At 62.7% G+C, this 4,271-nt stretch carries 3 protein-coding genes and 1 pseudogene; 2 read left to right on the forward strand and 2 right to left on the reverse strand.

Annotated elements, in window-relative coordinates; translation table 11 throughout:
• Positions 1–184 precede the first annotated feature (184 nt).
• Positions 185–452 (reverse strand): annotated as a pseudogene (locus tag SO139_RS45560) (hypothetical protein).
• A 646-nt stretch (positions 453–1,098) separates the two neighbouring features.
• On the opposite strand from SO139_RS45560, the gene SO139_RS45565 reads away from it, so the two are divergent.
• Positions 1,099–1,305, forward strand: coding sequence for a cold-shock protein (locus SO139_RS45565; protein ID WP_449381621.1), 207 nt, complete (start codon positions 1,099–1,101; stop codon positions 1,303–1,305).
• Between the two features lie 119 nt (positions 1,306–1,424).
• Positions 1,425–1,610 carry a hypothetical protein gene (locus tag SO139_RS45570; protein ID WP_449381564.1) on the forward strand — a complete coding sequence of 62 codons (186 nt, stop codon included), beginning with the start codon at positions 1,425–1,427 and terminating at the stop codon, positions 1,608–1,610.
• Between the two features lie 400 nt (positions 1,611–2,010).
• Here the strand turns inward: SO139_RS45570 and SO139_RS45575 are convergent.
• Positions 2,011–4,271, reverse strand: a 2,261-nt coding sequence (locus SO139_RS45575; RefSeq protein WP_498542101.1) for an ATP-binding protein, incomplete at its 5' end; no start/stop codon positions are given.

Genomic DNA, 4,271 nt, shown 5'->3' on the forward strand with positions numbered 1-4,271 from the left:
CTCTCAACCGGCTACCGGCCTCTCGGCTCTTGCCCCCGCGCAGCGGGCTGGAGCGCAGCGACTTCGTGCATTGGCCCGTCTCTGGCCTGTTGTGAGATCTGCTTCAGTGCCGCTCCAAGGATGAAGCGGACATCCACCTTCACTGAACTAGGCTGACCCGAGGGAGCTAACAGCGAACTCGGCTTCAATCCGCAGGCGGACACTCCGGGCATGTGTCGTCGATCGACTCCAGCAACTCGGCGACCGCGACGGTGCCCGCCTCTGGGGAGACCTTCGACCGGGGGGTGCCGACGGGCAATATTGAAAGCGCAGTCCCTGGCGTGTGGATCGGCGCGGTCCTGCATCCAACCGTGCTCCTCACATTCGCGGATCGCTCCCGCTTCGAGAAGAATACTTCGCGCCCACCCCTCAATCGTGCGAATGGCCGGCCGCCGCTCCTTCATCATCAGCATCGAAACCGCTCCTGCCATACGTGCGCTCATGGTTCCGAAGGCCTAACACACGGCAGAGATTCGCAGATAAGGGGGCCGCGGTTTGTCCACCCCCGTTCCGGATGAATTGGCTATCCCTCGATACCGGCCTCTGCTCGATCAGTACTGATGGGTGGGCCATGGCCAGCCTTTACCCGTCGCATCAGGCTTGTTCGCCTACTGGCTGAGCGTCTTTATCCGGCGTCTCATCTGATTAAGTGCGCCAAGAAGGACTCGCAGGCTTCCTCGGCTTCAGAAAGCGTTTCGAAGGGGGACCCGATTACCTTGATGGCGGGTCTGCTCGGATAGATGGGTCGCCACGAGGCCAAAAAGCCGGGCTTCCCGTGAAGCCCGGGACCGTTATGGCTCTCGAAGCTGATCACAAACGAAAAGCCGCGGCTGCTTGCGCTCCAGACTTCCAGATCCTTTATGGGACTAACGACGCGGGTGAACTGCATTAGGCATCCGACCTGAACCGGCCCCTTGAGAGAAGGGATCGCTTCGTTGATTCGGAAAATGCAGGGCTGCTGTCGTAGCGGCTGTTTTCCCCAGCCGCTTCTGTGTCCGGAATCAAACAGTCAGGCGTCTGTGTTTAGGCTAGCCTGCCGGTTGATACGGAGAATGCGACATTGGCAATGGCAAAGTGAAGTGGTTCAACGCAACCAAAGGCTATGGCTTCATTCAACCTTATGATGGCGGCCCAGATGTCTTCGTCCACATCAGTGCTGTCGAGAAAGCCGGCTATACAACCTTGGCCGAAGGCGCACGTATCAGCTATGAGCTGAGGGCGGGGCGCTCGGCCAAAATGTCCGCGGAAAGTCTGCAAATTGGGTGACGGGGATGGAAGCACCATCCCGTGGAAAGGACCACCACGGGAGCGACTCACTCAGGATATCGAGCGACCGTGGTGGCAATCTGAAAATAGGCCGGCTGCTTCGCAAAGGCAGTGATCCGATGACCGACCAGCTTGGAGAGGCGCAAAGGCGCCGGCATCAAGCCGAAGAATTTCGCGCCAAGGCCGGCCTGATGTCCGATGCCGAGACGCGCGCTCAATACCTCAGACTTGCGGGCGCGTACGATGCGCTGGCGGAAAACGAAGAGCGGATAGCGGGCAACTTCCTCACGCCCAGCAAACCGTGACGTCAATTGAGTGTGCGCCGCTGCTTCCCGGCCCACACAGAGAGGCGCTTCCTCGGCCTTTGGCAGGTAGACACCGAACTGTGACGGCCGTCTATCCCCTCGGCTGTCCCAACGGCTAGCCGGCCTTGCCAAGTACGCCCATGCTGCAATCGAGGTGCAGCGCTAGTGCCGACGCGCCGACAGTAGCGGCTTTCTGGATCGGGGTCGAGGGACAGGCTCGGCGACGGGTGCGACGGCCAGTGTCATTCCTGTCGGATTGCCGCAGGATAGCTCACTTCGGCTTTCGGCGGCATAGTGGACCATACCCGGACTTGCCGCTGGCCAACCCGGTCGCGAATTGGACCCAAAAGCGACGTCGGGCAGCTTCCAATCTTGTCATCGGCACGAGAGGTCATTCAGGCTACCGGGGATCTGGAATACGCTTAGCCCGTGCCACGCGCCGCAGCACGCGCGACAGCTCCTCGGCCGCATAAGGCTTCTGAACGAGGTAGAATCCATGCCGACCCTCTTCAGCGAGGACTTCGCTGTAACCCGAGGTCAGCACCACCGGCACTTTGGGATGGCGACGCCGGATCTCCCGACCAAGGTCAACCCCGTTCATTCCAGGCATGATCACGTCGGAGAACACCACGTCGAATCTGTTGGCCTCGTCGAGAAGTTTGAGCGCCTCGGTCGCATTCGTCGCTAGGGTCGTGTCGTAGCCGAGGTCTGCCAGGATCTGGGTCGAGGACCGTCCAACTTCTATGTTGTCTTCCACTACGAGAACACGGGGACCCCGGTCGTTCTCGGACAGCGCGTCGGCTGGATTAACGTCGATCTCGAGCCGGTCTTTATTCGAGGCTGCCTCGCCCGCGGCGCGCGGAAGGTAGAGCGTAAAGGTGGTCCCCCGGCCCACCTCGCTTTTAACCGCGACGTCACCACTCGATTGTTTGGCAAAGCCGTAGACCTGGCTAAGGCCCAGGCCCGTGCCCTTACCCACTTCCTTCGTGGTGAAGAACGGCTCGAAGACATGCGCGAGCTTGTCCACCGGGATGCCTGAGCCTGTGTCGGTCAGCGAGACGGCCACGAAAGGGCTGCGATTGCCCGCGTGCCCGCGGACGGGCGGCATGCCAGCGATCTCCTCAATGCGGATGTGCAGCGAACCCTCGCCACCCATCGCGTCGCGCGCGTTCACAGCCATGTTGACCAGCGCCGTCTCGAACTGACTGACATCCGCTTCGATGAGGCAGCTCTCGCAAGAGATCTCCGTCCTGATTCGAATGCGCGATCCCACGATGGTGCGGAGCATGTCGCTGATGGCCTGCACGCGTTCGGACGCGTCGAACACCACGGGCTTGAGCGCCTGGCGCCGCGCGAACGCGAGAAGCTGACCGGTCAGCCTCGAGGCTCGATCTACGGTATCGGAGATCGCGTCCACGTAGCGGCGCCGGCGCTCCTCAGGGAGACCGGGCCGGCGCAAGAGGTCAGTGGAGCTCTTGATGATGGTGAGCAAGTTGTTGAAGTCGTGCGCCACGCCCCCTGTGAGCTGGCCCACCGCCTCCATCTTCTGTGCTTGGCGCAAAGCTTCCTCGGCCTCCATCAGCTCGGCGGTGCGCTCTACGACGCGGCGTTCCAGCGAAGCTGCAAGTTCCCGGATCTCCTGCTCCGCTCGCCTGCGCTCGACGGCCGTTCGGGTGCGATCAGCGACCTCGCGGATCAGCTCGAGTTCGTCGGGCGTCCACTCGCGCGCCGTTGCGTGGTTGAGGTAAAGCAGCGCAACGAAGCCGCCCTGTTCCGTCACGGGCATGTTTACGATGGACTGCGCGCTGATCGCTTTCAGGGCATCGGCCGTCGCGGCTGTTCGGGGGTCCTTTTCGGCATCGGGAAATACCACCGTCTCGCCACGCTTGAGGTCCTCGATATAAGAGCCGTAGTCGCGAAAGTGCAGCACGCCGGCAAGGCTCCTGATGCCCGGCGCGTTCCAGTCCCGCTCGATGGTGATCGTCTCGGCCGCCTTGTCGATCGTGCCATAGCCGGCCCGGCTTACCCCCAGTGTGCGCCCGAGGATCTCGGCCGCGGCGTAGGAAAGTTCGGCTGGGTCGTCGATGTCGCGAATGCGATCGGAAAGGTCGACGAGAGCGATGCGGCGCGCCTCGGCCAACCGACGGTCTGTCTCGTCACGCGCGATCTTGATGAAGCCCCGCCCACGGCCCTGGTCATCCGGCGGCAGGGACCGCATCGACCCGCTCAGGAACACACGCGACCCGTCCGCGCGCTCATGCCAGCGCTCGTCAGGGGCGAAGCCCTCGTTGCGCGCCTTGAAAGCCTCAGCCTCGGGCTGCCCAGATGCGCGGTCCTCGGGTATGAAGATCGCGTCGGCCGAACGACCCGTCATATCGGCGGCCGTCCAGCCGAAGATCGCTTCGGCACCCACCGACCAGCTTGTGACGCGGCGCTCCGGGTCAGTGGCAATGATGGCGTAGTCTGCGGCGCTCTCGACGACGAGCCGCAGTCTCTCTTCACTCGCCCGTAGCGCTTCGAGTCTGGCGCGGGCCTCGTACTGACGGAGCCGGCTGCGCAGCGCCGAACGCGCGAGGCTGACCAGGGTCGTCGGGTGAAAGGGGCGCTCAAGAAACGTGACGTTGCCCAGCATGTCGAGAAAGCGATGCGCAGTCGGATTGC

This window comes from Bradyrhizobium sp. UFLA05-89 (assembly GCF_059803475.1).